This is a genomic window from Streptomyces sp. NPDC091376 (genome assembly GCF_044757085.1).
GTDB lineage: Bacteria > Actinomycetota > Actinomycetes > Streptomycetales > Streptomycetaceae > Streptomyces > Streptomyces pratisoli.
In genome coordinates this window covers 59161-81862 of record NZ_JBIVUF010000016.1, presented here as the reverse complement: position 1 = coordinate 81862, position 22702 = coordinate 59161, and the positions used below count along the sequence as shown (strand labels likewise).

The following is a 22702-nucleotide window of genomic DNA, read 5'->3' as shown; positions in this document are numbered from 1 at the left end:
ACGGCTTGTCGAACCGCCAGGTCAGAGCCTTGTGGGCGGCTGTCGCATCAGAAGATCCGGCGCATCAGAAGAGCCGCCGCGGCAGAAGACGTCAGAAGAGGCTCACCGCGGCGAATCTCAGCACCAACTGGGGCCAGCCGGACAGCAGGACGGCCGCGGCGCCGGTCAGGGCGATCGCAACCGTGACAGGCGTGGGTGCCCGGTGCCGCTCCGGGGCGGTTTCCGGTGCGCCCGCGGGTGCCTCCTCGGGCGCCCTGAAGAGCAGGGCGGTCCACTGCAGGTAGTAGTAGAGCGCGATCACGACGTTGACGGCCATGACGACCGCGAGCCAGCCGAGACCCGCGTCGACCGCGGCAGAGAACACCGTGACCTTCGCGAAGAGCCCGATGATGCCGGGCGGCAGTCCGGCCAGGCAGAGCAGGAAGAAGCCCATCAGCAGGGCGGTCACGGGGCGGGTCGCGTACAGGCCCCGGTAGTCCGCGATCCGGTTCAGCGGCTTCGTGCGCGCGACCAGGGCGACGACGGCGAAGGCACCGAGGTTCACGACGGCGTACATGAGGGCGTAGGCGACGGTGGAGCCGATCTGGTCGTCGCTGGAGTACGCGGCCGCCGCGATCGGCACCAGGATGTAGCCGGCCTGCGCCACCGAGGACCAGGCGAGGAGCCGTACCGCGCTGTTCGCACGTGTGGCCGACTGGCGCAGGGCCGCGACATTGCCCGCGGTCATGGTGAGACCGGCGAGTACGACCATGACGGGCCCCCATACGTCCGCGTAGGCGGGGAAGGCGATGACCGTCACCAGGACCAGCCCGGAGAAGCCGACCGCCTTGCCGACGACGGAGAGGTAGGCGGCGACGGGCAGCGGCGCGCCCACGTAGGTGTCGGGCACCCAGAAGTGGAAGGGCACCGCGGCCGTCTTGAAGGCGAAACCGACGAGGGTGAGGGCGACTCCCGCCTGGGCGAGGGTCTCCAGCTGCCCGGGAACGGCGTCCATGCGGGCCGCGATCTGCGTGAGGTGCAGGGTGCCGGTCGACGCGTACACGAAGCTGACGCCGAGGAGCATCACGGCGGTGGCGGTGACCGAGGAGAGGAAGAACTTGAGCGCGGCCTCGCTGGAGAGCCGGTCGCCGCGACGCAGGCCGACCAGGGCGAACGCCGGGAGGGAGGCCACTTCGAGGGCGACGACGAGGGTGGCGAGGTCGCGCGAGGCGGGCAGCAGGGCGGCTCCGGCGGCCGAGGACAGCAGCAGGAACCAGTACTCGCCCGCGGGGAGCCGGTCCTTGGTCTCGGTGACGGACAGGAGCGCGGTCAGGAGCGCGCCGCCCAGCACGAGGAGTTGGATGACCAGCGCGAAGTGGTCCGCCGTGTAACTGCAGGCGTCCGGGGCCGTGGTGAGGCAGAAGGTGGAGCGGTCGCCCTTGCGCAGCGGGACGAGCGGGATCACCGCGGCGACGAGGCCGGCGATGGCCGCGTAACCCAGGAACTTCTTGTTCCGCTCGGCGACGAAGAGGTCGGCGACCAGGATGAGCAGGGCGGCCACCGCGGCGATGGTCGGCGGGGCGATCGCGAGCCAGTCGACGGACTGGACGACGGGCGCGGACAGCGCGTGCGTGGCGGCCGGGGTCATGCCTTTCCTCCCGCGAGGAGCTTCTGCACGGCCGGGTCGGTGAGGCCGAGGAGGACCGCGGGCCAGAGTCCGGCGAGGACGGTGAGGACGACGAGCGGCGTCCAGGCGGCGAACTCGTAGCCCTGGACGTCGGCGAGCTGCGCCTCGCCGGCGGGCCGTGCGGCGCCCATGCAGACGCGGCGGACGATGATGAGGAGATAGGCGGCGGTCAGGAGCGTGCCGAGACCGCCGATCGCCATGAAGGTGAGGAATGCGGGCCGGCTGAGACCGTCGGCGGGGTCGAACGCGCCGAACAGAGCCAGCATTTCCCCCCAGAATCCGGCGAGGCCGGGCAGGCCGAGCGAGGCGACGGCGGCGAAGGCGAGCAGTCCGCCGAGGCGGGGCGCCCGGCCGTAGAGCGCGGCGCCGGTGGCGCCGGCCAGCGTGTCGAGGTCGGCGGTGCCGTAGCGGTCCTTGATGGCTCCGACGAGGAAGAACAGCAGGCCGGTGATGAGGCCGTGGGCGATGTTGGCGAAGAGCGCGCCGTTGACGCCGGTCGGGGTCATGGTCGCGATGCCGAGGAGTACGAAGCCCATGTGGCCGACGGAGGAGTACGCGATCAGCCGCTTGAGGTCGCCCTTCGGGCCGGTCGGGAGCGGTTCGAAGAGGCTCGCCGAGGGGCGGTGTTCGGACGACGGGCGGGACAGGGCGAGGCAGGCGAGCGATCCGTAGATGATGCCCGCGACGGCGAAGGCCGCGAGGTACGGGGCGAAGACCTGCATCCCGTCGGGCGCGATCGGCAGAACGATCCGGACGAATCCGTACGTACCCATCTTCAGCAGTACACCCGCGAGAAGGACCGAGCCGACGGTCGGGGCGGCGGTGTGGGCGTCCGGGAGCCAGCTGTGCAGCGGCCACATCGGCGTCTTCACCGCGAGGCCGATCCCGATCGCGAGAACGGCGATGACCTGCACGGATGTACTCAGGCCCCGGCCGTTGTCAGTGGCGAGTGCCACCATGTCGAACGTGCCGGCCTTCACTCCGACGAGGAGCAGGCCGAGCAGCATGACGACCGAACCGAGCAGAGTGAAGAGGATGAACTTCCAGGCCGCCGGGTGGCGGCCCTCACCACCCCAGCGGGCGATGAGGAAGTACATCGGGATGAGGACCATCTCGAAGGCGAGGAAGAACAGCAGCAGATCGAGGACGGCGAAGGTGGCGAGGGTGCCGGACTCGAGCAGGAGGATCAGTGCGACGAAGGCCTTCGGGGACGGGCCCGACGGCATCTTGAAGTAGCTGTAGAGCGCGCAGAGGAAGGTCAGCAGCGCGGTCAGGACCAGAAGGGGGAGGGAAATGCCGTCGGTGCCGAGGTGGATCCGCACGTCCAGCGCCGGGATCCAGCTGATGTCCGTCGTGGCCTGCATCTTCGCCGGCTGGTCGTGGTCGAAGCCGAGCGCGAGGACGATCGCGGCGGCGAGGATCACGCCGGTGACGGTCACACCGTGGCGGAGCACGGCCTGGTCCGGGGACTTCCCCTTCAGTCCGGGCGGGGCCGGAAGGAGGGCCGCCACGGCGCCGATGAGCGGACCGACGACGATGAACGCCAGAAGGACCTGCATCACGGATTCGCTGATATCGATCACGACTCACGCTCCTGCGGCGACGAGTACGGCGGCGATCGCCAGGACGACGGAGCCGGCCAGCAGCGCGCTGAGGTAGGTCTGCACATTGCCGGTCTGGGCGCGGCGGACGAGCCATCCCAGCCAGTTGGTGCCGGTGCCCGCACCGCGTACGTAGGTGTCCACGACCTCGCGGTCGAGGAATCGGACCAGTTCGGCAGCGGCCAGGACGGGGCGGACGAACAGGGCGTGGTAGACGGCGTCGAGGTGGAAGCCGGCGGCCGCGGGGCGGTGCAGCGGGCCGAGCAGCAGGCGACCGGGGTCGGCGGGGTCGGCCACGGGATGCGGCATGTGCAGGGCCTCCGCCTCGACGAGTGCGGGTTCGGCGTCCGGGTGGGCGACGAGCTGGGGCTCGGCGACGGGCGCGCCGGCCCGGGCCCGGGCGGCGAGGGCCGTGGTGTGCCGCCAGGTGGCGTAGGTGACCAGTCCGCCGACGAGGGCGACACCCGTGCCCAGTACGGCGGTGGTGAGCGTCGGCTCCAGGGGCCGTCCGTCGAACCAGTCGTCGAGGTAGGCCGCGGTCAGGCCGAAGCCGAGCGACGGAACGACGAGCACCCACAGCACGGCGCTCATGGCGAGGGGCTGCCTGCCGTGATCGGGCGCCTCGGCACCTCGGCCGCGGAACGCGAGCAGCCACAGCCGGGTGGCGTACGCCGCCGTGAGCAGGGCGGTGAGCAGACCGGCGATCAGGACGGCCCAGCCCGCCGCGGCGGGGGCGATCTCGGACTCGCCGAGCGCGGAGTGCTCGGCGGCCACGAGGACGGCTTCCTTGGAGAAGAAGCCGGCGAAGGGAGGAATGGCGGCGAGCGCGAGCAGGGCGACGGTCATCGTCCAGTACGCGTCGGGGATCCGCCTGGTCAGGCCGCTCATCCGGGACATGGCGGCCAGCGAGTTGGTGCCGGCCGCGTGGATGATCACGCCGGCGGCGAGGAAGAGCAGTGCCTTGAACGCGCCGTGCGAGAGGAGGTGGAAGACGGCGGCGCCACGGTCGCCCACGGCGAGGGCGCCCGACATGTAGCCGAGCTGGCCGATGGTCGAGTAGGCGAGGACCCGTTTGATGTCGTCCTGGGCGAGGGCGGCGAGGGCCGAGCCGACCATCGTGATCGCGGCCATCACGGCGAGCACGACCAGCGCGGCCGCGGAGGCGGCGAAGACCGGGAGGAGCCGGGCGATGAAGTAGATACCGGCGGCGACCATCGTCGCGGCGTGAATCAGCGCGGAGACCGGGGTGGGGCCGGCCATGGCGTCGGGAAGCCAGGTGTGCAGCGGGAACTGGGCGGATTTGCCCGCCACACCGGCGAGCAGCAGCAACGCCACCAGGGTCGGGTGCTCGATGCCGCCTGCCGCGACGGCGCCGAGGACGCCGGTGATGCGGAACGTCCCGGCGTCCACGGCGAGCGCGAACAGACCGAAGAGGAAGGGGATGTCGCCGAGCTTGGTGACCAGGAACGCCTTCAGGGAGGCGGCCCGCGCTTCGGGCGTCTCCCAGTAGTGGCCGACCAGGAAGTAGGAGCAGATGCCCATGATCTCCCAGCCGACCAGCAGCACCATCAGGTCGCCGGAGTAGACGACGAGCAGCATCGCGGAGGTGAAGAGGGAGACGAGGGCCGCGTAGGAGGGGTAGCGGGGGTCGTCGCGCAGATACGCGGTCGAGTAGATCTGCACGCAGGACGCGACGACGCCGACCAGGACGGCGACCAGGACGGCGAATCCGTCGAGGTAGAGGGCGAGGTCGATGGGGACCGAGCCGGTGGGGGTGAGCTGCGTGGCGGCGGTGATCGGCGTGCCACCGCCCTGGCGTACGGCGACGAGGACCGCGAGCGCGGTCGCGGCGAGCGTCGGCAGAACGGCCAGGGGGCGGACGAAACCGGGTGCGTTGCGGCCGAGGAGCAGGCCGGCGACGGCGCCGAGGAAGGGAAGGAGAGGGACGAGAACGGCGAGGGTCGTCGTGGTCACGCGGTGGCCTCAGCCTTCTCTGCCGGGGCGGCGGCCTCGGCCGGTTCATGGCCCTCGGCGGTGTCGCGGAGCTTGTCGATGTCCGAGGTGCCGCGATTGCGGTACACCATCAGCACGATCGACAGGCCGATGCCGATCTCCGCCGCGGCGATGGCGATGGTGAACAGGGTCAGCGCCTGGCCGGTGTGGAGGGTGTCGCGGAGCCAGACGTCGAACGCGACGAGGTTGAGGTTGACCGCGTTGAGCATGAGCTCGACGGACATCAGGACCAGGATCGCGTTGCGGCGGGCGAGCACTCCGTACAGCCCGGTGCAGAAGAGCAGGACGGAGAGCACCGCGGGATAGGCGAGATGCATCAGCTCTGCCCCTCCTGGTCCTGGGAGTTCTTGCGGGACAGGACGATCGCGCCGACCAGTGCGGCGAGGAGCAGGACCGAGAGCGCTTCGAACGGCAGCACCCAGTGCCGGAACAGCGTCTCGCCGGAGACCCGGGTGGAGCCCTGCACCGGACCGTCCAGGTCGATCCAGGTGGTACGGAACGCGTCGACGACCACCCAGACCAGGGCGGCCGCGGCGGCCACGGCCACGACGAGGGCGGCCGGGCGGTTGCCCGAGTCGGCGTCCGGGGAGCGGCCGATGGGGGCCTTGGTGAGCATCAGCCCGAAGAGGAGGAGGACGACGACGGAACCGACATAGATCAGCACCTGCACCCAGGCGATGAACTCGGCGGTGAGCAGGAGGTACTCGACGGCGAGGCCGCCGAGCGCGACGACCAGCCAGAGGGCGGCGTGCACGAGCTGTCTGGTCGTGACCGTGACGACGGCCGCGGCGAGGGTGGCGATGCCGACGAGGAGGAACGCGATCTCGACGCCGGTCGGGGACAGGAAACCGTTGCCGGTCTGGGCGACGGCGCTCTGGGCGGACGCGGTCAGGGCGACGGCGTGGGCGGCGAGCGTCATGCCTGGCCTCCCTCGACGGGCGGTGCGGCCGGGTCCGCGGAGTCCGGGCCGGCCCCGGCTGCCTGGGCGGCGGCGAGCTTCTCCGCGGTCTTGCGGGCCGCGGCGATCTCCTTCGGCTCCTCCGCGGCCGGGTCGAGCGCGGGCGGCGCCGGGACCGTCCACATCCACTCCCGGAGCTTGTCCCGCTCATGGGTCAGCTCACGGATGTCCGTCTCCGCGTACTCGAACTCCGGAGACCAGAACAGCGCGTCGAAAGGACACACCTCGATGCAGATACCGCAGTACATGCAGAGCGAGAAGTCGATGGCGAACCGGTCGAGGACGTTACGGCTGCGCTCACGTCCGCCGGGCACCGCGGCCGGGACCGTCTCCTTGTGGGAGTCGATGTAGATGCACCAGTCGGGGCACTCGCGGGCGCAGAGCATGCAGACCGTGCAGTTCTCCTCGAACAGACCGATCACGCCGCGCGTACGGGGCGGCAGTTCGGGCTGGGTGTCCGGGTACTGCGCGGTGTGCGAGCGCCTCGTCATCGTCCGCAGGGTGACGGCGAGACCCTTGGCCAGGCCTGATCCGGGAATCGGAGGCATTACTGCATCACCACCTTGACGACGCCGGTGAGGGCGATCTGGGCGAGGGCGAGCGGAACGAGCGTCGTCCAGGCGAGCCGCTGCAGCTGGTCCTCGCGCAGCCGCGGATAGGTCACGCGGAGCCAGATCACGATGAAGGCGAGCACGCCGGTCTTGAGCAGGGTCCAGACCCAGCCGAGACCGTCGGCGCCGAACGGACCGTGCCAGCCGCCGAGGAAGAGGACGGTGGTCAGACCGCAGAGGACGACGATGCCCGCGTACTCGGCGAGCAGGAAGAGCGCGAAGCGCAGCCCCGTGTACTCGGTGTACGCACCGAAGATGATCTCGGAGTCGGCCACCGGCATGTCGAACGGCGGACGCTGCAGTTCGGCGAGACCGGCGACGAAGAAGACGATCGCGCCCACGATCTGCCAGGGCAGCCACCACCACTCGAAGGCGTTCAGGATGCCGGGGAGTGAGACCGTGCCGGCCGCCATCGCGACGGACGCGGCGGCGAGCAGCATCGGCAGCTCGTACGCGAGCAGCTGGGCGGCGGTACGCAGACCGCCGAGGAGGGAGAACTTGTTGGCCGAGGCCCAGCCCGCCATCAGCGAGCCGAGCACGCCGACACCCATGACCGCGAGCACGAAGAAGATGCCGGCGTCCACGACGATCCCGACCGCGCCCTCGCTCGGGCCGATGGGGATCGCGACCAGCACGAGGAGATACGGCAGCAGCGCGACGGCGGGGGCGAGCTGGAAGATACGGCGGTCGGCGTTGGCCGGGACCACGTCCTCCTTCTGCGCGAACTTCACGCCGTCGGCGACGAGCTGGGCCCAGCCGTGGAAGCCGCCGGCGTACATGGGGCCGAGGCGGCCCTGCATATGGGCCATCACCTTGTGCTCGGTCTGCCCGATGACGAGGGGCAGGACGAGGAACACGGCGAACACGGCGAGGAGCCGCAGCGCGACGTCGAGTGCGTCGTTCACGCGGGGTCGCCTCCTGTGGCGTCGTCCGGCCGCCCGCCGCGTCCTTCGTCGGACCCGGCGTCCGGCCCGGGGGTGGTGGATGGGTTCTCGGCGTCGCCGGCGCGGGTGGCGGACTCCCTGCCGGCGCGGGACTCCGTCCCCGATCCCTCGGGCTCCGGCTCGGGCCCGCTCCCGGCGGCGGGAGCGGCGCCCGGCTCCGGCACGCTCGCGGGCTCGGGCTCGGGCTCGGCCGCGGTCTCAGGCGCGGCCTCGGCGTCCGGCTCGGGCTCGGCCTTGTGCTGCGTACCCGCCGCAGGGGCCGCTTCCGGGGTCCCTTCAGGCTGGGCTGCCTCCGGCTCCGGCGCTGTGCCGGGCGCGGCCTTCGCGTCGGTCACGGCACCGGGCCCTGATGCCGTCGCGGGGTCGGGCTCGGGTGCCGGCTCAGCCCCAGCCCTGGCCTCGGGTTCGGTCCCGGACTTGGGCTCCGTCCCGGGCTCAGGGGTGTCGAAGGCCGGGCGGGCGTGGTGCCACGGGGCGTCGGCGCTGCGGGGGCGGGACGGCGGGGCGTCGGCGGGCTTCGGTTCCGGGGCGTCGGCGGGCTTCGGTTCCGGGGCCTGCGGGCGCTGGCTTGCCGAGCCTTCGGAGACGCTGCGGGAGCGGCGCGCCGTGGCCTCCGGCGCCGTACGGGAACTGCCCGCCGGGACATCGGCGGCAGCGGACTGCGGCGTCCCGGCCGGACCTGCCGGGGCTGCCGGACCTGCCGGGGCTGCCTGGCTCGCCGAACCCTCGGACACGCTGCGGGTACGGCGCGCAGGGCGGTCGCCGGCGGCGCGGGGGGCACGGGCGGGGCGCGCCGGGGCCGGGGGAAGCTGGCCCTTGAGGGGGCCCCACTCGTTGGGGTCGGGAACGCCCGGCGGCAGCATCTGCCGCCGCTTGGGCCCACCGTGATCGGACTCCCCCGGCTCCTTCGCGCCCGGCCAGGCCTTCGCGACCCGGGCCGCGAGCACGAAGTCCTTGCGCAGCGGGTGCCCCTCGAAGCCCTCCGGCAGGAGCAGCGGGACCAGGTGCGGGTGGCCGGTGAAGTCCACGCCGAACATCTCGTACGTCTCGCGCTCGTGCCAGCCCGCCCCGGCGTAGATCGCCACGGCGGACGCGAGCACGGGGGCGTCGTGCGCGACGGTGGTGCGCAGCAGCAGCCGACGGACGCCGTGCCCCTGCGGGCCGGTGTCCAGCGCGACGACGTGTGCGCAGACGCGGAAGCCCGTGCCCGGCTCGTCGACGGCGCTGAGCCAGTCGAAATACGCGCAGCCGAGTTCGTCGCGGGCGATGCGCAGCGCGTCGGTCCAGGAGGCCGCGGGGACGTCCATCGTCAGCAGGTCGTACGCCGTCTCGGCCGTGGCGTCGGGCCCGAACCGCTCGGCGACGTCCATGTCGAAGGCGCTCATGACGCGGCTCCTGACGAGGCTCCCGGCCCGGACGCCGCCGGCGGCTCCGGTGCCGGAGGCGGGGTCACCAGCCCGCTGCGGAGTTCGCCGACGGAGCTGCGCGCCGGGGCGGACCCGTAGCGCTCGCTCAGCGACTCGCGTGCGATCTTCTCCTGAAGCTTGAGGATGCCCTGCAGCAGTGCCTCGGGCCGCGGCGGGCAGCCCGGGACGTACACGTCGACGGGGATGATCTGGTCGACGCCCTTCGTCACCGAGTAGGAGTCCCAGTAGGGCCCGCCGCAGTTCGAGCAGGCGCCGAAGGAGATGACGTACTTCGGCTCGGGCATCTGCTCGTACAGCCGCTTCACCGCGGGCGCCATCTTGTCCGTGACCGTGCCGGACACGACCATCAGGTCCGCCTGGCGCGGCCCTGGCGCGAACGGGATCACGCCGAGCCGGATGAAGTCGTGCCGGGCCATCGACGCGGCGATGAACTCGATCGCGCAGCAGGCGAGCCCGAAGTTGAAGACCCACAGGCTGTAGCGGCGGCCCCAGTTCAGGACCACCTTCATCGGCTCGGGCGCGAGCCGGGCGAGAGCGCCGAGTCTCTTGGGCTCCGGAAGCAGCACGGGCTGTGTGGCCTGCCCATCGGTGGCGGCCTGTCCATGGGTGCTGGCCTGCCCATGCGTGTCGGCCTGCACGCCGGCGGCGGCATGCCCGGCCGCAGCGGTCTGCGCCCCGGCCTCCGCCGGGCCGGGGGTCTGCGGGGTCACGTCCATGTGAGGACGCCCTTCTTCCATGCGTAGAGAATTCCGACGGCCAGGAAGCCGAGGAAGATGAACATCTCCACGAGCGTCGTCGCGCCGTATCCGGCCGCGGCGAAGACCGTGGCCCACGGGAAAAGGAAGATCGAGTCGACGGCGAAGATCACGTACAGGAAGGCGTAGACGTAGTAGCGGACCTGGGTGTGGGCCCAGCCCTCGCCCACCGGGTCGACGCCGCATTCGTAGGTGAGCAGCTTCTCCTGGGTCGGTACGACCGGACGCAGCAGCCGCCCGGCGCCGAACGCCACCGCGACGAACAGCACCCCGACCAGCGCGAGCAGTCCGACGACCGAGTAGCTCTGGAAGTAGTCGGCCGCGAGTACGGTCGGTTCGGGAAGTCTCCGCACGTCCGCCCCTCGCTCCCTGCGCCCCGTTCGATCTGTACGCACGGGAGTCTAGGCCCTGTTAAAGAGACGGTAAGCAGCTGTGTCATGCATCGGTCCGGATCGGGCGCTCGGCAGGTGGGGATATCCCCACTCCGCCCCCACCCACGCACCCCATGGCGTGCGTGGATACGAGCGTGCAGGCTGTCCCTCATGACCCCGACCAGCACCATGACCGACGGCTCCGCGGACCGGTACGACGGGCCGCCGCCCGCCCGGTTCGCGTACGACCGGCACACCTGGAAGGAGATCGCCCATCTCCTCTCCGGTCTGCCCGTCGCGCTGCTCGGGTTCGTGTACACCGTCGTCATGGTCGCGGTCGGTGCCGGGCTGTCGGTGACGGTGATCGGTCTGCCGCTGCTCGCGGCCGGGCTGGCCGGCTCACGGCGGCTCGGCCGGTGGGAGCGGGCGCGGGCCCGGGCGCTGCTCGGTGTACGCGTGGACGAGCCCAGCCCGCTGCCGCGCCGCCGCGACGGCGGAACGTTCGGCCGCCTGTGGACCGGGCTGAAGGATCCGGTGGGCTGGCGGACGGTCCTGTACGGGTTCATCCGGCTGCCCTGGGCCGTGGTGTCCTTCGTGGTGACGCTGGTGGGGCTGTTCGTGCTGTGGCCGGTGCTCCCCTTTGTCGTCCGCGCAATGGCCAACGCCGACCGGGCGATGGTCCGTGGGCTGCTCTCGCCTTCCGACGAGCTGGAGCGGCGCATCGCCGAGCTGGAGTCGGACCGGGGCGTGGTCGTGGACACGGCCGCCGCGGACCTTCGGCGCATCGAACGCGATCTCCACGACGGCGCCCAGGCCCGGCTCGTCGCCCTCGCCATGGGGCTCGGGCTGGCCAAGGAGAAGCTGCTGGAGGACCCCGACGCCGCGGCGGCGATGGTCGACGAGGCGCACGGCGAGGTGAAGCTGGCCCTGCAGGAGCTGCGGGACCTGGCACGCGGCATCCACCCGGCCGTCCTCACCGACCGCGGCCTGGACGCCGCGCTCTCCTCCGTCGCCTCCCGCTGCACCGTGCCCGTGCAGGTCACGGTCGATCTGCCGGCCCGTCCGGCAGAGGCGATCGAGGGCATCGCGTACTTCACGGTCTCCGAGCTGCTGCAGAACGTCAGCAAGCACAGCGGGGCACGGACGGCGGCCGTCGAGGTGTGGCGGCGCGAGGACCGGCTCCTGGTCCAGGTACGGGACGACGGCCATGGGGGCGCCGCTCCGACCGGCGGCACCGGTATGGCCGGGCTCGCGGAGCGGCTCGGGGCCGTCGACGGGCTGTTCGTCGTCGACTCACCGGCCGGCGGCCCCACCGTCGTCACGGCGGAGCTGCCCTGGCGCGACCGGGTCCAGCCGGACCGGGGCGCGGCGAAGGCGGGCATGGCGAGGGCAGGCACCCGGCCCGCTCCCGGCGCGCGTACCCGTTAGGGAACCCGCTCACGGCTCAGCCCTGGGCGCCCCTCAGGCGCACCGTCCCTCAAGTGCCCGAGATGCGACCGGTGCACCCGGGAAGCGAACCGGCGAGCGGGCAGGCCGAACGGTAGGGAAAACCCCACGGACAAGACGGAGAAGGGCCACATGGTGTGCGCCGGGCCCGGCCTGGAGTCTTGAGGCAGTGCACCACCCGCCGAGCAGAACGGACGACACGACGATGGCCACGGCATACCGCGCCCAGCCCCAGCCCCGGGCCCACCGCCTCCCCTCGGCACTGCGCGCGCCGTTCGAGGGCCGCACCTGGCGCGAGTTCGCCTACCTCCTGCTGAGCCTCCCGCTGAGCGTCGTCTTCTTCTCCCTCGCGCTGGCGCTGACCGCGGCCGGCGCCGGGCTGGTGGTCACCTTCCTCGGCATCCCGGTCCTCGCCGGAGCGCTCGCCATGTGCCGCGGCTTCGGCGCGGTCGAGCGGGCCCGGGCGCGGGCGCTGCTGCGACTGGACGTCGCCGATCCGGCGCCGGTCCGGGCGCAGCGGGCCGGGCTGATGGGATGGATCGGCGCACTGCTCAAGAGCGGGGTGTCCTGGCGGCACCTTCTCTACGCGCTGGTGCACATGCCGTGGGCGGTGTTCGCCTTCTGCGTCTCGCTCACCTTCTGGACGTACGGCTGGAGCCTGCTGACGTATCCGCTGTGGCAGTGGGTCTTCCCCGTCTACGCGGGCGTCGACGGGCTGCAGCTGTACGGCGACGGCACGCACAACTTCTACCTCGACTCCCCCTTCGAGCTGGCCGTGACCAGCATGATCGGTCTGCTGTTCGTCCTGGTCACGCCCTGGTTCATCCGTGGGTTCGCCGCGGTGGACCGGGTGCTCGTCGCCGGGCTGCTCGGGCCGTCGCGGCTGGAGGGGCGGGTCGTGGAGCTGGAGTCGGACCGGGGCGTGGTCGTGGACACGGCCGCCGCGGACCTTCGGCGCATCGAACGCGATCTCCACGACGGCGCCCAGGCCCGGCTCGTCGCCCTCGCCATGGATCTCGGGCTGGCGAAGGAGAAGCTGTCCGAGGATCCGCAGGCGGCGGCGCGGATGGTGGACGAAGCGCACGGCGAGGTGAAGACGGCGTTGCAGGAGCTGCGCGACCTGGCACGCGGCATCCACCCGGCCGTCCTCACCGACCGCGGCCTGGACGCCGCGCTCTCCTCCGTCGCCTCCCGCTGCAGCGTGCCCGTCGTGGTGGAGGTGGACCTGCCGGCGCGGCCGGTTCCGGCGATCGAGGGCATCGCGTACTTCACGGTCTCCGAGCTGCTGCAGAACATCAGCAAGCACAGCGGGGCACGGACGGCGTCCGTGGACGTGTGGCGTTCGGAGGACCGGCTTCTGATCCAGGTACGGGACGACGGCCGCGGCGGTGCGGACTCGTCGCAGGGCGGCGGGCTGGCCGGGCTCGCGGAGCGGCTCGACGCGGTGGACGGGCTCCTCGTCGTCGACTCACCGGCCGGCGGCCCCACCGTCGTCACCGCGGAGCTGCCCTGGCGCACCTGACCGGCCGATCCCGCCCGACACCCGTGAAGCGGCTGCACACGGTAATGGGCCACGCGCGTCGCGCAATGCTGGGATGCTGGTCGACGCAAGGTCCGACGGAGCGGGAAGCACAGGGAACGCAGGGGGACGCGGGTCGTGGAGGACAGGGTGCGGGTGGTCATCGCCGAGGATTCCGTGTTGCTGCGGGAGGGCCTCACCCGGCTGCTGACCGACCGGGGGCACGACGTGGTCGCGGGCGTCGGGGACGCCGAAGCGCTGATCAAGACGGTCGCGGAGCTCGCCGCGCAGGACTCGCTGCCGGACGTCGTCGTCGCCGACGTACGCATGCCGCCGACGCACACCGACGAGGGCGTGCGCGCGGCCGTGCGGCTGCGCCGCGAGCACCCCGGGATCGGGGTGCTCGTGCTGTCGCAGTACGTGGAGGAGCGCTACGCCACGGAGCTGCTCGCCGGGAACACCCGCGGTGTGGGCTATCTGCTCAAGGACCGCGTCGCCGAGGTCCGGGAGTTCGTCGACGCCGTCGTACGGGTCGCCCGCGGCGGCACGGCGCTCGACCCGGAGGTCGTGGCGCAGCTGCTGGGCCGCAGCCGCAAGCAGGACGTGCTGGCCGGGCTGACGCCGCGCGAGCGGGAGGTGCTCGGTCTGATGGCGGAGGGCCGGACGAACTCGGCGATCGCGAGGCAGCTGGTGGTGAGCGACGGCGCGGTGGAGAAGCACGTGAGCAACATCTTCCTGAAGCTCGGGCTGTCGCCCAGCGACGGCGACCATCGGCGTGTACTTGCCGTGCTCACCTATCTCGACTCCTAGATACCTGACACTCCGTCAGGTAAAAGAGGGAAGGGTCAGCCGCACAGAACCGGCAGAACCACCAGAACCCGCAGAACCCGCAGAACCCGCAGAACAGCCAGAACCACCAGAACGGCCGGAACCGCCAGAACCGAACCACCGACGGGGAGCGTCTCACCGAAAGGACCGGGGGCGAACGGGAACATGGCAAACCAGGGCACAGCGGCATCTCAAGACCACGTCCGACATGTGAGCGCTCCAGGGAAGGCGACCCTTACGGACGTAGGGTTGGCCTTGGAGCGACCGGCGCGCCGGCCGCAGTCCAGCCGCCTCGAGGGAGGTCCAGTTCAGTGACGCAGGTCAGCAGCCCAGCAGAACACGCAGACGAGGCAGACGAGACCGGCGAGACCCTGGTCGGGGGGCAGCGACGGCCCCCCGGCGAGAAGGAAGTACGGCAGCTGGACCGGGTGATCATCCGCTTCGCGGGTGACTCCGGTGACGGCATGCAGCTGACCGGTGACCGATTCACGTCGGAGACGGCATCGTACGGCAACGACCTGTCGACCCTGCCGAACTTCCCGGCGGAGATCCGTGCACCCGCCGGCACCCTGCCGGGTGTGTCCAGCTTCCAGGTGCACTTCGCCGACCACGACATCCTCACCCCCGGCGACGCTCCGAACGTACTGGTGGCGATGAACCCGGCCGCGCTGAAGGCCAACATCGCCGACGTGCCCCGCGGCGGCGAGATCATCGTCAACACCGACGAATTCGCCAAGCGCGCGATGGCCAAGGTCGGCTACGAGGCCTCCCCGCTGGAGGACGGGTCGCTGGACGGCTACAACGTCCACCCCGTCCCCCTCACCACCCTCACGATCGAGGCGCTGAAGGAGTTCGGGCTCTCCCGCAAGGAGGCCGAGCGCTCGAAGAACATGTTCGCGCTGGGTCTGCTGTCGTGGATGTACCACCGGCCCACCGAGGGCACCGAGAAGTTCCTCAGAGCCAAGTTCGCGAAGAAGCCGCAGATCGCCGAGGCGAACGTGGCCGCCTTCCGGGCCGGCTGGAACTTCGGCGAGACCACCGAGGACTTCGCCGTCTCCTACGAGGTCGAGCCGGCCAGGACGGCCTTCCCGCCCGGCACGTACCGCAACATCTCCGGGAACCTCGCCCTGTCCTACGGGCTGGTCGCCGCCTCCCGGCAGGCGGACCTGCCGCTCTTCCTGGGGTCGTACCCGATCACCCCGGCCTCGGACATCCTGCACGAACTGTCGAAGCACAAGAACTTTGGCGTGCGCACCTTCCAGGCCGAGGACGAGATCGCCGGCATCGGCGCGGCACTCGGCGCCGCGTTCGGCGGCTCGCTGGCCGTGACCACCACCTCCGGACCCGGCGTCGCCCTGAAGTCGGAGACCATCGGCCTCGCGGTGTCCCTGGAGCTGCCGCTGCTGGTCATCGACATCCAGCGCGGCGGGCCCTCGACCGGTCTGCCCACCAAGACCGAGCAGGCCGACCTGCTCCAGGCCATGTTCGGCCGCAACGGTGAGGCGCCCGTGCCGATCGTCGCCCCGCGCACGCCGGGGGACTGCTTCGACGCGGCGCTGGACGCGGCCCGGATCGCGCTGACCTACCGCACCCCGGTGTTCCTGCTCTCCGACGGCTATCTGGCCAACGGCTCCGAGCCGTGGCGGATCCCGGACATCGACGAGCTGCCCGACCTGCGGACCCAGTTCGCCACCGGGCCCAACCACACGCTCGACGACGGCACCGAGGTGTTCTGGCCGTACAAGCGTGACCCGCAGACGCTGACCCGCCCCTGGGCGGTGCCCGGCACACCGGGCCTGGAGCACCGGATCGGCGGCATCGAGAAGCAGGACGGTACGGGGAACATCTCGTACGACCCGGCCAACCACGACCTCATGGTCCGCACCCGCCAGGCCAAGATCGACGGCATCGAGGTGCCGGACCTGCAGGTCGACGACCCCGACGGCGCGAGGACCCTGGTCCTCGGCTGGGGATCGACGTACGGGCCGATCACCGCCGCGGTCCGGCGCATCCGCCGCGAAGGCGGTGCCATCGCCCAGGCTCATCTGCGCCACCTCAACCCGTTCCCGCGGAATCTGGGCGAGGTCCTCGGACGTTACGGCAAGGTAGTGGTACCGGAGATGAACCTCGGCCAGCTCGCCGCCCTGATCCGGGCGAAGTACCTGGTCGACGCGCACTCCTACAACCAGGTGAACGGCATGCCGTTCAAGGCCGAGCAGCTCGCTGCGGCTCTCAAGGAGGCCATCGATGACTGAGACAGCGTCCTCACTGCTGTCCCTGGTTCCCAAGGCCGAGGCCAAGCAGTCCATGAAGGACTTCAAGTCGGACCAGGAGGTCCGCTGGTGTCCTGGCTGCGGTGACTACGCGATCCTCGCCGCCGTGCAGGGCTTCATGCCCGAGCTCGGTCTGGCGAAGGAGAACATCGTCTTCGTCTCCGGCATCGGCTGCTCCTCCCGCTTCCCGTACTACATGAACACGTACGGGATGCACTCCATCCACGGCCGCGCCCCCGCGATCGCGACCGGACTCGCCTCCTCCCGCCGCGACCTGAGCGTGTGGGTGGTCACCGGTGACGGCGACGCGCTGTCCATCGGCGGCAACCACCTCATCCACGCCCTGCGCCGCAACGTCAACCTCAAGATCCTGCTGTTCAACAACCGGATCTACGGTCTGACCAAGGGCCAGTACTCCCCGACCTCCGAAGTCGGCAAGATCACCAAGTCGACGCCGATGGGCTCGCTGGACGCGCCCTTCAACCCGGTGTCACTGGCGATCGGCGCCGAGGCGACCTTCGTCGCCCGCACCATCGACTCCGACCGCAAGCACCTCACCGAGGTACTCCGTGCCGCGGCCGACCACCCGGGCACGGCACTGGTGGAGATCTACCAGAACTGCAACATCTTCAACGACGGCGCCTTCGAGGCCCTCAAGGACCAGCAGAAGGCCGAGGAGGCCGTGATCCGGCTGGAGCACGGGCAGCCGATCCGCTTCGGCGGCGACGACTCCAAGGGCGTGGTGCGGGACCCGGCCACCGGAGACCTCAAGGTCGTCGCGGTCACCGCGGAGAACGAGTCGCGGATCGTCGTCCACGACGCGCACAGCGCCAGCCCCACGACCGCGTTCGCGCTGTCCAGGCTGGCCGACCCGGACACGCTGCACCACACCCCCATCGGGGTGTTCCGCAGCATCGACCGCCCGGTCTACGACACCCTGATGGCCGACCAGCTCGACGCGGCGATCGAGCAGAACGGCAAGGGTGACCTGGGCGCGCTCCTCGCCGGCAACGACACCTGGACCGTCGTCGGCTGACGCACAGCAGCCCGGCGCGACCACGAGGCCCGGATCTCCGCTCAGGAGGTCCGGGCCTCGTCGTACTCCGCCCGCGCCCGCTGCACGTCGCCGAGGCGCCGCTCCGTCCAGCGCGCCAGTGCCCACACCTGCTCGGCGGCCTCCGTACCGAGCGGCGTGAGGGAGTAGTCCACGCGCGGCGGGATGACGGGCTTGGCGTCACGGTGCACGAAACCGTCCCGCTCCAGGGTCTGCAGGGTCTGCGCCAGCATCTTCTCGCTGACGCCGCCGACGGTGCGGCGCAGCTCGCTGAAGCGGTACGAGCGCTCCAGCAGCGCGGCCAGGACGAGGACGCCCCAGCGGCTGGTCACATGCTCCAGGACGACGCGGGACGGGCACAGCTTCTCGTTGACATTGGCACTAACGCTCATATCAGTACCTTACTTCAAAGTGGGTACTTTCGATTGGTTAGCGCTCACCGTAGGGTCGGTACGAGCTCGACGAGCCCGTACAGAACTGCCCCACAAAGGTCCGTCGAAGGCCTTCGTGCGGGCCCCCACGAAACGGAGAGACCACCCATGAGCAGCATCGTCGTCACCGGAGCCACCGGACGACTCGGCCGCCTCGTCATCGAGCGGCTGCTGGCGACCGGCGTCCCCGCCGGCACCATCGCCGCCGTCGTGCGCGACGAGGAGAAGGCCGCGGACCTCGCGGCGCGCGGCATCGAGCTGCGGGTCGCCGACTATGGGGCGCCGCAGACGCTCACGACCGCGTTCCGCTCCGGCGACCGGGTGCTGCTGATCTCCGGCAGCGAGGTCGGGCAGCGGGTGCCGCAGCACACGGCGGTCGTCTCGGCCGCACAGGCGGCCGGGGTCGCCCAGCTCGCGTACACGGGCGTCCTCGGCGGCCCCGGGGCCGACTTCGAGCTCGCCGCCGAGCACAAGGCCACCGAGCAGGCGATCCTCGACTCCGGCCTGCCGTACACCTTCCTGCGCAACGGCTGGTACACCGAGAACTACACCGAGCACCTCGCCACGGTGCTGGAGCACGGAGCCGTCGTCGGCAACACGGGCGAGGGCCGGATCGCCTCGGCGACCCGCGCCGACTACGCCGCCGCCGCGGCCGCCGTGCTGACCGGCGACGACCACCTCGGCCGGGTGTACGAACTCAGCGGCGACACCGCGTGGTCGCTCGCCGAGTACGCGGCCGAGATCGCGAAGCAGTCCGGCAGGGACATCGCCTACACCGACGTCCCCGCCGAGGCGCATCTGCGGATCCTGACCGGCGCCGGTGTACCGGAGGCCTTCGCCGCGATCCTCGTCGACGTCGACCACGCCATCGGGCGCGGGCGGCTCGCCGGCGGCAGCGGCGATCTGGCCCGGCTCGCCGGACGTCCGACGACACCCCTCGCCGACACGGTGGCCGAGGCCCTCGCACACCACTGAACGGCGCGTCATGACCGTATGGCGATACGGACATGACAGCGCGGCCCGCTCGGCGCTACCTTCGACGAGGACGGGGCAGCCGACGGGATCACCGCGGCACAGGGCGGGCTGGAGGGCCAGTGAAGGCGGACAACGAGCAGCGGATCGGCCTGTTGTACGGGATCGGCGCCTACGGCATGTGGGGTCTGGTCCCGCTCTTCTGGCCGCTGCTGAAGCCGGCGGGTGCCGTCGAGATCCTCGCCCACCGCATGGTCTGGTCCCTGGCCGTCGTCGCTGTCGCGCTGCTGGCGCTGCGCCGCTGGGGCTGGATACGGGAACTGCTGCGCGAGCCGCGCAAGCTCGGCCTGATCACCGTCGCCGCCGCGGTGATCACCGTGAACTGGGGGGTCTACATCTGGGCCGTCAACGCGGGCCAGGTGGTGGAGGCGTCACTCGGCTACTTCATCAATCCGCTGGTCACCATCGCGATGGGGGTGCTGCTGCTCAAGGAGCGGCTGCGGCCGGCGCAGTGGACCGCCGTCGGTATCGGCTTCGCGGCCGTGGTGGTGCTCGCGGTCGGGTACGGGCGGCCGCCGTGGATCTCGCTGGTCCTGGCCTTCTCGTTCGCCGTCTACGGGCTGTTCAAGAAGAAGATCAACATCGGCGGCCTCGAATCGCTGGCGGCCGAGACGGCGGTGCAGTTCCTGCCGGCCCTCGCCTATCTGCTGTGGCTGGGCTCGCAGGGCTCGGCCGACTTCGGCGCGCACGGCACCGGGCACGCCGCCCTGCTCGCGGCGACCGGCATCGTCACCGCGGTGCCGCTGGTGTGCTTCGGCGCGGCGGCGATCCGGGTGCCGCTGTCGACGCTGGGACTGCTGCAGTATCTGGCGCCGGTGTTCCAGTTCCTGCTGGGCATCGTGTACTTCCACGAGGCCATGCCCGCGGAGCGGTGGGCCGGCTTCTCCCTGGTGTGGCTGGCGCTGAGCATGCTGACCTGGGACGCCCTGCGTACGGCCCGCCGCAACAAGGCGGAGGCGGCGCGTCTCGCCCAGGCCCCCCGGGCGGCGTCCACGGCCACCGTTGCGGACGCCGCGGCCGGTGCCGTTCTTCCGGGCGCGGCGACCGCCACGATCCCGGACCCCGTGGCCGCCACCGTTCCGGACCCTGTGGCCGCCACCGTTGCGGACCCGGCGAAGCGTCCGGAGCCCGCGGCCTGACGCGTCGCCCCGGCCGCGGACGCTCGCGGTCTGACCCGTCGCCCCGGCGCGGACGCTTCGGCGGCCGTGTGCGGGCGGGGCGCCTTCCGGTCGTCCCGGGTGAAGTGCCCGTCCCGGCGCGCCCGTTGCCGCGCCGTTGACGGAGCCACTATGACTGGTGGGCATGACGCTGCACTGGAAGCTCGTGATCGACGCGACCGACCCGCTCGCCCAGGTCGACTTCTGGGCCGAGGCCCTCGGCTACACCGCGGAGGACAACAGCGCCCTGATCGAGCGGCTGCTGGAGTCGGGGGCCGTACCGGAGACCCTGACCACCGACCGGCACGGCCGCCGCGTCTGGCGCGATCTGGCCGCCGTCCGGCATCCGGACGATCCGTACGAGGAGGCGACCGGCATCGGGCTCGGCCGGCGGCTGCTGTTCCAGCGGGTGCCCGAGGCGAAGACGGTCAAGAACCGGCTCCATCTCGACCTCCACTCCGGCCCCGGGCAGCGCGACGAGGAGGTGGCCCGGCTGGAGCGGCTGGGGGCGACGCTGCTGCGCGAGGTGAAGGAGCCGGGCGGGGAGTGGTGCGTGATGCAGGATCCGGAGGGCAACGAGTTCTGCGTGCAGTAGGCGTCACGGCCTGCTCCGCTCGTCCCGCCGGCCCCGCTCCTCCGGCTCGCCCCGCTCCTCCGGCTCCTCCTCCCAGTGGAAGTCCGCGAGCGACGCCGCCTGCCCGGCGGGCTCGCCGGCGCCCTGCCGGCGGCGGACGGCACGCAGCACAAGTGCCATCGCTCCCGCGGTGAGGCCCATCAGAACGACCGCCGCGGCCGCCAGCAGCAGCACCCCGAGCACTCCCTGCCCCGCCAGCCGCCACGCGACCTCACGGAGGTCCATACACCCGCACGCATGCATGGGGGCAGCCTGCCCGCCGCCGGGTGCGGGGAGAAGACGCGTACGCGGACCGCCGCGCGGTATTGACCATTCCGTTTCCCTGCCGAGCACTGACGTCCGCTTATCGAACCCAACTGACCGGTTTCCGCCCTTGACGGTCAGTCAGCATCTCGCTGACCATTCAGCACACAGCCGCACCGCACACGCGCTCGTACCGCATACACGCACTCGCACCACGCACAGCTCCAGCCTCCTGGGACACCGTCGTCGCAGGAGGTCTCGCACGTTCCGTCCTGTCCCCGTACGGAATCCGGAGCCCCCACATGACCCACTCCGCGCACAGACGCACCGCCGCAGCCGCGGTGCTCGCTCTCGCCGGGCTGCTCACAGCTGCCGTACCGGCCGCCACGGCGGCGACTGCCGCACCGAGCGCCGCCACTTCCCCGGCGGCGCTCGCCGCGCCCGACATACCTCTCGCCAACGTCAAGGCGCACCTCTCCGAGCTGCAGTCCATCGCGACCGCCAACGGCGGCAACCGCGCACACGGCCGCCCCGGCTACAAGGCCTCGATCGACTACGTGAAGGCCAAGCTGGACGCCGCCGGTTTCACCACCACCGTCCAGCAGTTCACCTCCTCGGGCGCCACCGGCTACAACCTGATCGCCGACTGGCCGGGCGGCGACGCCAACCAGGTGCTGATGGCGGGTGCCCATCTCGACTCGGTCAGCTCGGGGGCGGGCATCAACGACAACGGCTCGGGTTCCGCCGGCGTCCTGGAGACCGCGCTCGCCGTCTCCCGGGCACAGCTGCAGCCGGCGAAGCATCTGCGCTTCGCCTGGTGGGGCGCGGAGGAGCTGGGCCTGGTCGGCTCGAAGTACTACGTCAACAACCTCCCAGCGGCCGACCGTTCGAAGATCTCCGGCTATCTCAACTTCGACATGATCGGCTCACCGAACCCCGGCTACTTCGTCTACGACGACGACCCGACGATCGAGCAGACCTTCAAGGACTTCTACGCCGGGCTCGGTGTGGCCACCGAGATCGAGACCGAGGGCGACGGCCGCTCGGACCACGCGTCGTTCAAGAACGTCGGGATACCGGTGGGCGGGCTGTTCACCGGCGCGAGCCGTACGAAGTCGAGCGCGCAGGCCCAGAAGTGGGGCGGCACGGCCGGGCAGGCCTTCGACCGCTGCTACCACTCGTCCTGCGACACCACGGCGAACATCAACGACACCGCGATCGACCGCAACAGCGACGCCATCGCCCACGCCATCTGGACCCTGTCCGCCGGGACGACCGTCCCGGGCGACGTGTACGAGGCCACCGCGGACGTCGCCGTCCCCGACAACGGAGCCGCGGTGACCTCGTCCGTCACCGTGTCCGGCCGTTCGGGGAACGCACCGACGACGCTCAGGGTGGGCGTGGACATCAAGCACACCTGGCGCGGTGACCTGGTCGTCGATCTGCTGGCGCCCGACGGTACGTCGTACCGTCTGAAGAACTCCAGCGGCAACGACTCGGCGGACAACGTCATCGCCACGTACACCGTGAACGCGTCGAGCGAGACCGCGAACGGCACCTGGAAACTCCGGGTGCAGGACGTCGCGTCACAGGACACCGGCTACATCGACAGCTGGAGGCTCACCTTCTGAGCCCTCCCCCAACGCGCCACCCCCCACAGACTGCATGCGCATGCATATACTGCATGCGCATGCAGTTGTGTTCTGCGGGTGGCTGCGGTCACCCCGGGAGGGTGGAGC

Annotated in this window: 21 protein-coding genes; 9 read left to right on the top strand and 12 right to left on the bottom strand. The window is 71.3% G+C overall.

The window, feature by feature from the left end; genetic code table 11:
- Positions 1-91: 91 nt before the first annotated feature.
- The 10 genes from ACIQMR_RS29190 to ACIQMR_RS29145 are packed head-to-tail and all read right to left on the bottom strand — an operon-like array spanning position 92 to position 10328.
- Positions 92-1627 (bottom strand): NADH-quinone oxidoreductase subunit N, encoded by a 1536-nt coding sequence (locus tag ACIQMR_RS29190; protein WP_401393440.1) that lies wholly within the window; start codon positions 1625-1627, stop codon positions 92-94.
- The gene (locus ACIQMR_RS29185) at positions 1624-3225 is read right to left on the bottom strand and encodes an NADH-quinone oxidoreductase subunit M (protein ID WP_401393671.1); all 1602 of its coding nucleotides are present in this window, start codon (positions 3223-3225) and stop codon (positions 1624-1626) included. The genes ACIQMR_RS29190 and ACIQMR_RS29185 overlap by 4 nt, the downstream gene beginning before the upstream one ends.
- Positions 3226-3252: 27 nt before the next feature.
- Positions 3253-5241, bottom strand: a complete 1989-nt coding sequence (locus tag ACIQMR_RS29180; RefSeq protein WP_401393437.1) for an NADH-quinone oxidoreductase subunit L — start codon at positions 5239-5241, stop codon at positions 3253-3255.
- Positions 5238-5597 (bottom strand): NADH-quinone oxidoreductase subunit NuoK, encoded by a 360-nt coding sequence (nuoK, locus tag ACIQMR_RS29175; RefSeq protein ID WP_401393434.1) that lies wholly within the window; start codon positions 5595-5597, stop codon positions 5238-5240. Before nuoK ends, ACIQMR_RS29180 begins: the two co-directional genes overlap by 4 nt.
- Positions 5597-6199, bottom strand: a complete 603-nt coding sequence (locus ACIQMR_RS29170; protein WP_401393432.1) for an NADH-quinone oxidoreductase subunit J — start codon at positions 6197-6199, stop codon at positions 5597-5599. Before ACIQMR_RS29170 ends, nuoK begins: the two co-directional genes overlap by 1 nt.
- Positions 6196-6786 (bottom strand): NuoI/complex I 23 kDa subunit family protein, encoded by a 591-nt coding sequence (locus ACIQMR_RS29165; RefSeq protein ID WP_401393429.1) that lies wholly within the window; start codon positions 6784-6786, stop codon positions 6196-6198. The genes ACIQMR_RS29170 and ACIQMR_RS29165 overlap by 4 nt, the downstream gene beginning before the upstream one ends.
- Positions 6786-7754 (bottom strand): complex I subunit 1 family protein, encoded by a 969-nt coding sequence (locus ACIQMR_RS29160; protein ID WP_266381439.1) that lies wholly within the window; start codon positions 7752-7754, stop codon positions 6786-6788. Before ACIQMR_RS29160 ends, ACIQMR_RS29165 begins: the two co-directional genes overlap by 1 nt.
- Positions 7751-9178 (bottom strand): NADH-quinone oxidoreductase subunit C, encoded by a 1428-nt coding sequence (locus ACIQMR_RS29155; protein ID WP_401393425.1) that lies wholly within the window; start codon positions 9176-9178, stop codon positions 7751-7753. Before ACIQMR_RS29155 ends, ACIQMR_RS29160 begins: the two co-directional genes overlap by 4 nt.
- Positions 9175-9936: an NADH-quinone oxidoreductase subunit B gene (locus ACIQMR_RS29150; RefSeq protein WP_401393422.1), complete on the bottom strand. Its 762-nt coding sequence runs from the start codon at positions 9934-9936 to the stop codon at positions 9175-9177. The genes ACIQMR_RS29155 and ACIQMR_RS29150 overlap by 4 nt, the downstream gene beginning before the upstream one ends.
- Positions 9927-10328, bottom strand: coding sequence for an NADH-quinone oxidoreductase subunit A (locus ACIQMR_RS29145; protein ID WP_401393419.1), 402 nt, complete (start codon positions 10326-10328; stop codon positions 9927-9929). The genes ACIQMR_RS29150 and ACIQMR_RS29145 overlap by 10 nt, the downstream gene beginning before the upstream one ends.
- Positions 10329-10517: 189 nt before the next feature.
- Here ACIQMR_RS29145 and ACIQMR_RS29140 point away from each other — a divergent pair, with 189 nt between their 5' ends.
- From ACIQMR_RS29140 to ACIQMR_RS29120, 5 genes are all read left to right on the top strand, one after another.
- Positions 10518-11774 carry a sensor histidine kinase gene (locus tag ACIQMR_RS29140; protein ID WP_401393416.1) on the top strand — a complete coding sequence of 419 codons (1257 nt, stop codon included), beginning with the start codon at positions 10518-10520 and terminating at the stop codon, positions 11772-11774.
- 223 nt (positions 11775-11997) lie between these two features.
- Positions 11998-13314: a sensor histidine kinase gene (locus ACIQMR_RS29135; RefSeq protein ID WP_401393413.1), complete on the top strand. Its 1317-nt coding sequence runs from the start codon at positions 11998-12000 to the stop codon at positions 13312-13314.
- 135 nt (positions 13315-13449) lie between these two features.
- On the top strand, positions 13450-14121 hold the full coding sequence (locus ACIQMR_RS29130) for a LuxR C-terminal-related transcriptional regulator (RefSeq protein ID WP_401393410.1): 672 nt from the start codon (positions 13450-13452) through the stop codon (positions 14119-14121).
- A gap of 329 nt (positions 14122-14450) precedes the next feature.
- Positions 14451-16394 carry a 2-oxoacid:acceptor oxidoreductase subunit alpha gene (locus ACIQMR_RS29125; RefSeq protein ID WP_401393408.1) on the top strand — a complete coding sequence of 648 codons (1944 nt, stop codon included), beginning with the start codon at positions 14451-14453 and terminating at the stop codon, positions 16392-16394.
- A complete protein-coding gene (locus ACIQMR_RS29120) occupies positions 16387-17448 on the top strand; it encodes a 2-oxoacid:ferredoxin oxidoreductase subunit beta (protein WP_401393405.1) in 1062 nt (353 codons plus the stop codon). Before ACIQMR_RS29125 ends, ACIQMR_RS29120 begins: the two co-directional genes overlap by 8 nt.
- A 41-nt stretch (positions 17449-17489) precedes the next feature.
- Here the strand turns inward: ACIQMR_RS29120 and ACIQMR_RS29115 are convergent, their stop codons facing one another.
- A complete protein-coding gene (locus tag ACIQMR_RS29115) occupies positions 17490-17858 on the bottom strand; it encodes a winged helix-turn-helix transcriptional regulator (RefSeq protein WP_401393403.1) in 369 nt (122 codons plus the stop codon).
- A 147-nt stretch (positions 17859-18005) separates the two neighbouring features.
- Here ACIQMR_RS29115 and ACIQMR_RS29110 point away from each other — a divergent pair, with 147 nt between their 5' ends.
- From ACIQMR_RS29110 to ACIQMR_RS29100, 3 genes are all read left to right on the top strand, one after another.
- On the top strand, positions 18006-18872 hold the full coding sequence (locus tag ACIQMR_RS29110) for an SDR family oxidoreductase (RefSeq protein ID WP_401393400.1): 867 nt from the start codon (positions 18006-18008) through the stop codon (positions 18870-18872).
- A 119-nt stretch (positions 18873-18991) separates the two neighbouring features.
- Complete coding sequence (rarD, locus tag ACIQMR_RS29105) at positions 18992-20068, top strand: EamA family transporter RarD (RefSeq protein WP_401393397.1); 1077 nt, start codon at positions 18992-18994, stop codon at positions 20066-20068.
- 163 nt (positions 20069-20231) lie between these two features.
- Positions 20232-20681: a VOC family protein gene (locus ACIQMR_RS29100; RefSeq protein WP_401393394.1), complete on the top strand. Its 450-nt coding sequence runs from the start codon at positions 20232-20234 to the stop codon at positions 20679-20681.
- Between the two features lie 3 nt (positions 20682-20684).
- Here the strand turns inward: ACIQMR_RS29100 and ACIQMR_RS29095 are convergent, their stop codons facing one another.
- Entirely contained in the window at positions 20685-20945 is a 261-nt protein-coding gene (locus tag ACIQMR_RS29095) for a hypothetical protein (RefSeq protein WP_401393391.1), read from the bottom strand.
- A 320-nt stretch (positions 20946-21265) separates the two neighbouring features.
- Between ACIQMR_RS29095 and ACIQMR_RS29090 the strand changes: the two genes are divergently transcribed.
- A complete protein-coding gene (locus tag ACIQMR_RS29090; protein WP_401393388.1) occupies positions 21266-22594 on the top strand; it encodes a M28 family metallopeptidase in 1329 nt (442 codons plus the stop codon).
- The last annotated feature ends 108 nt before the right edge of the window (positions 22595-22702 follow it).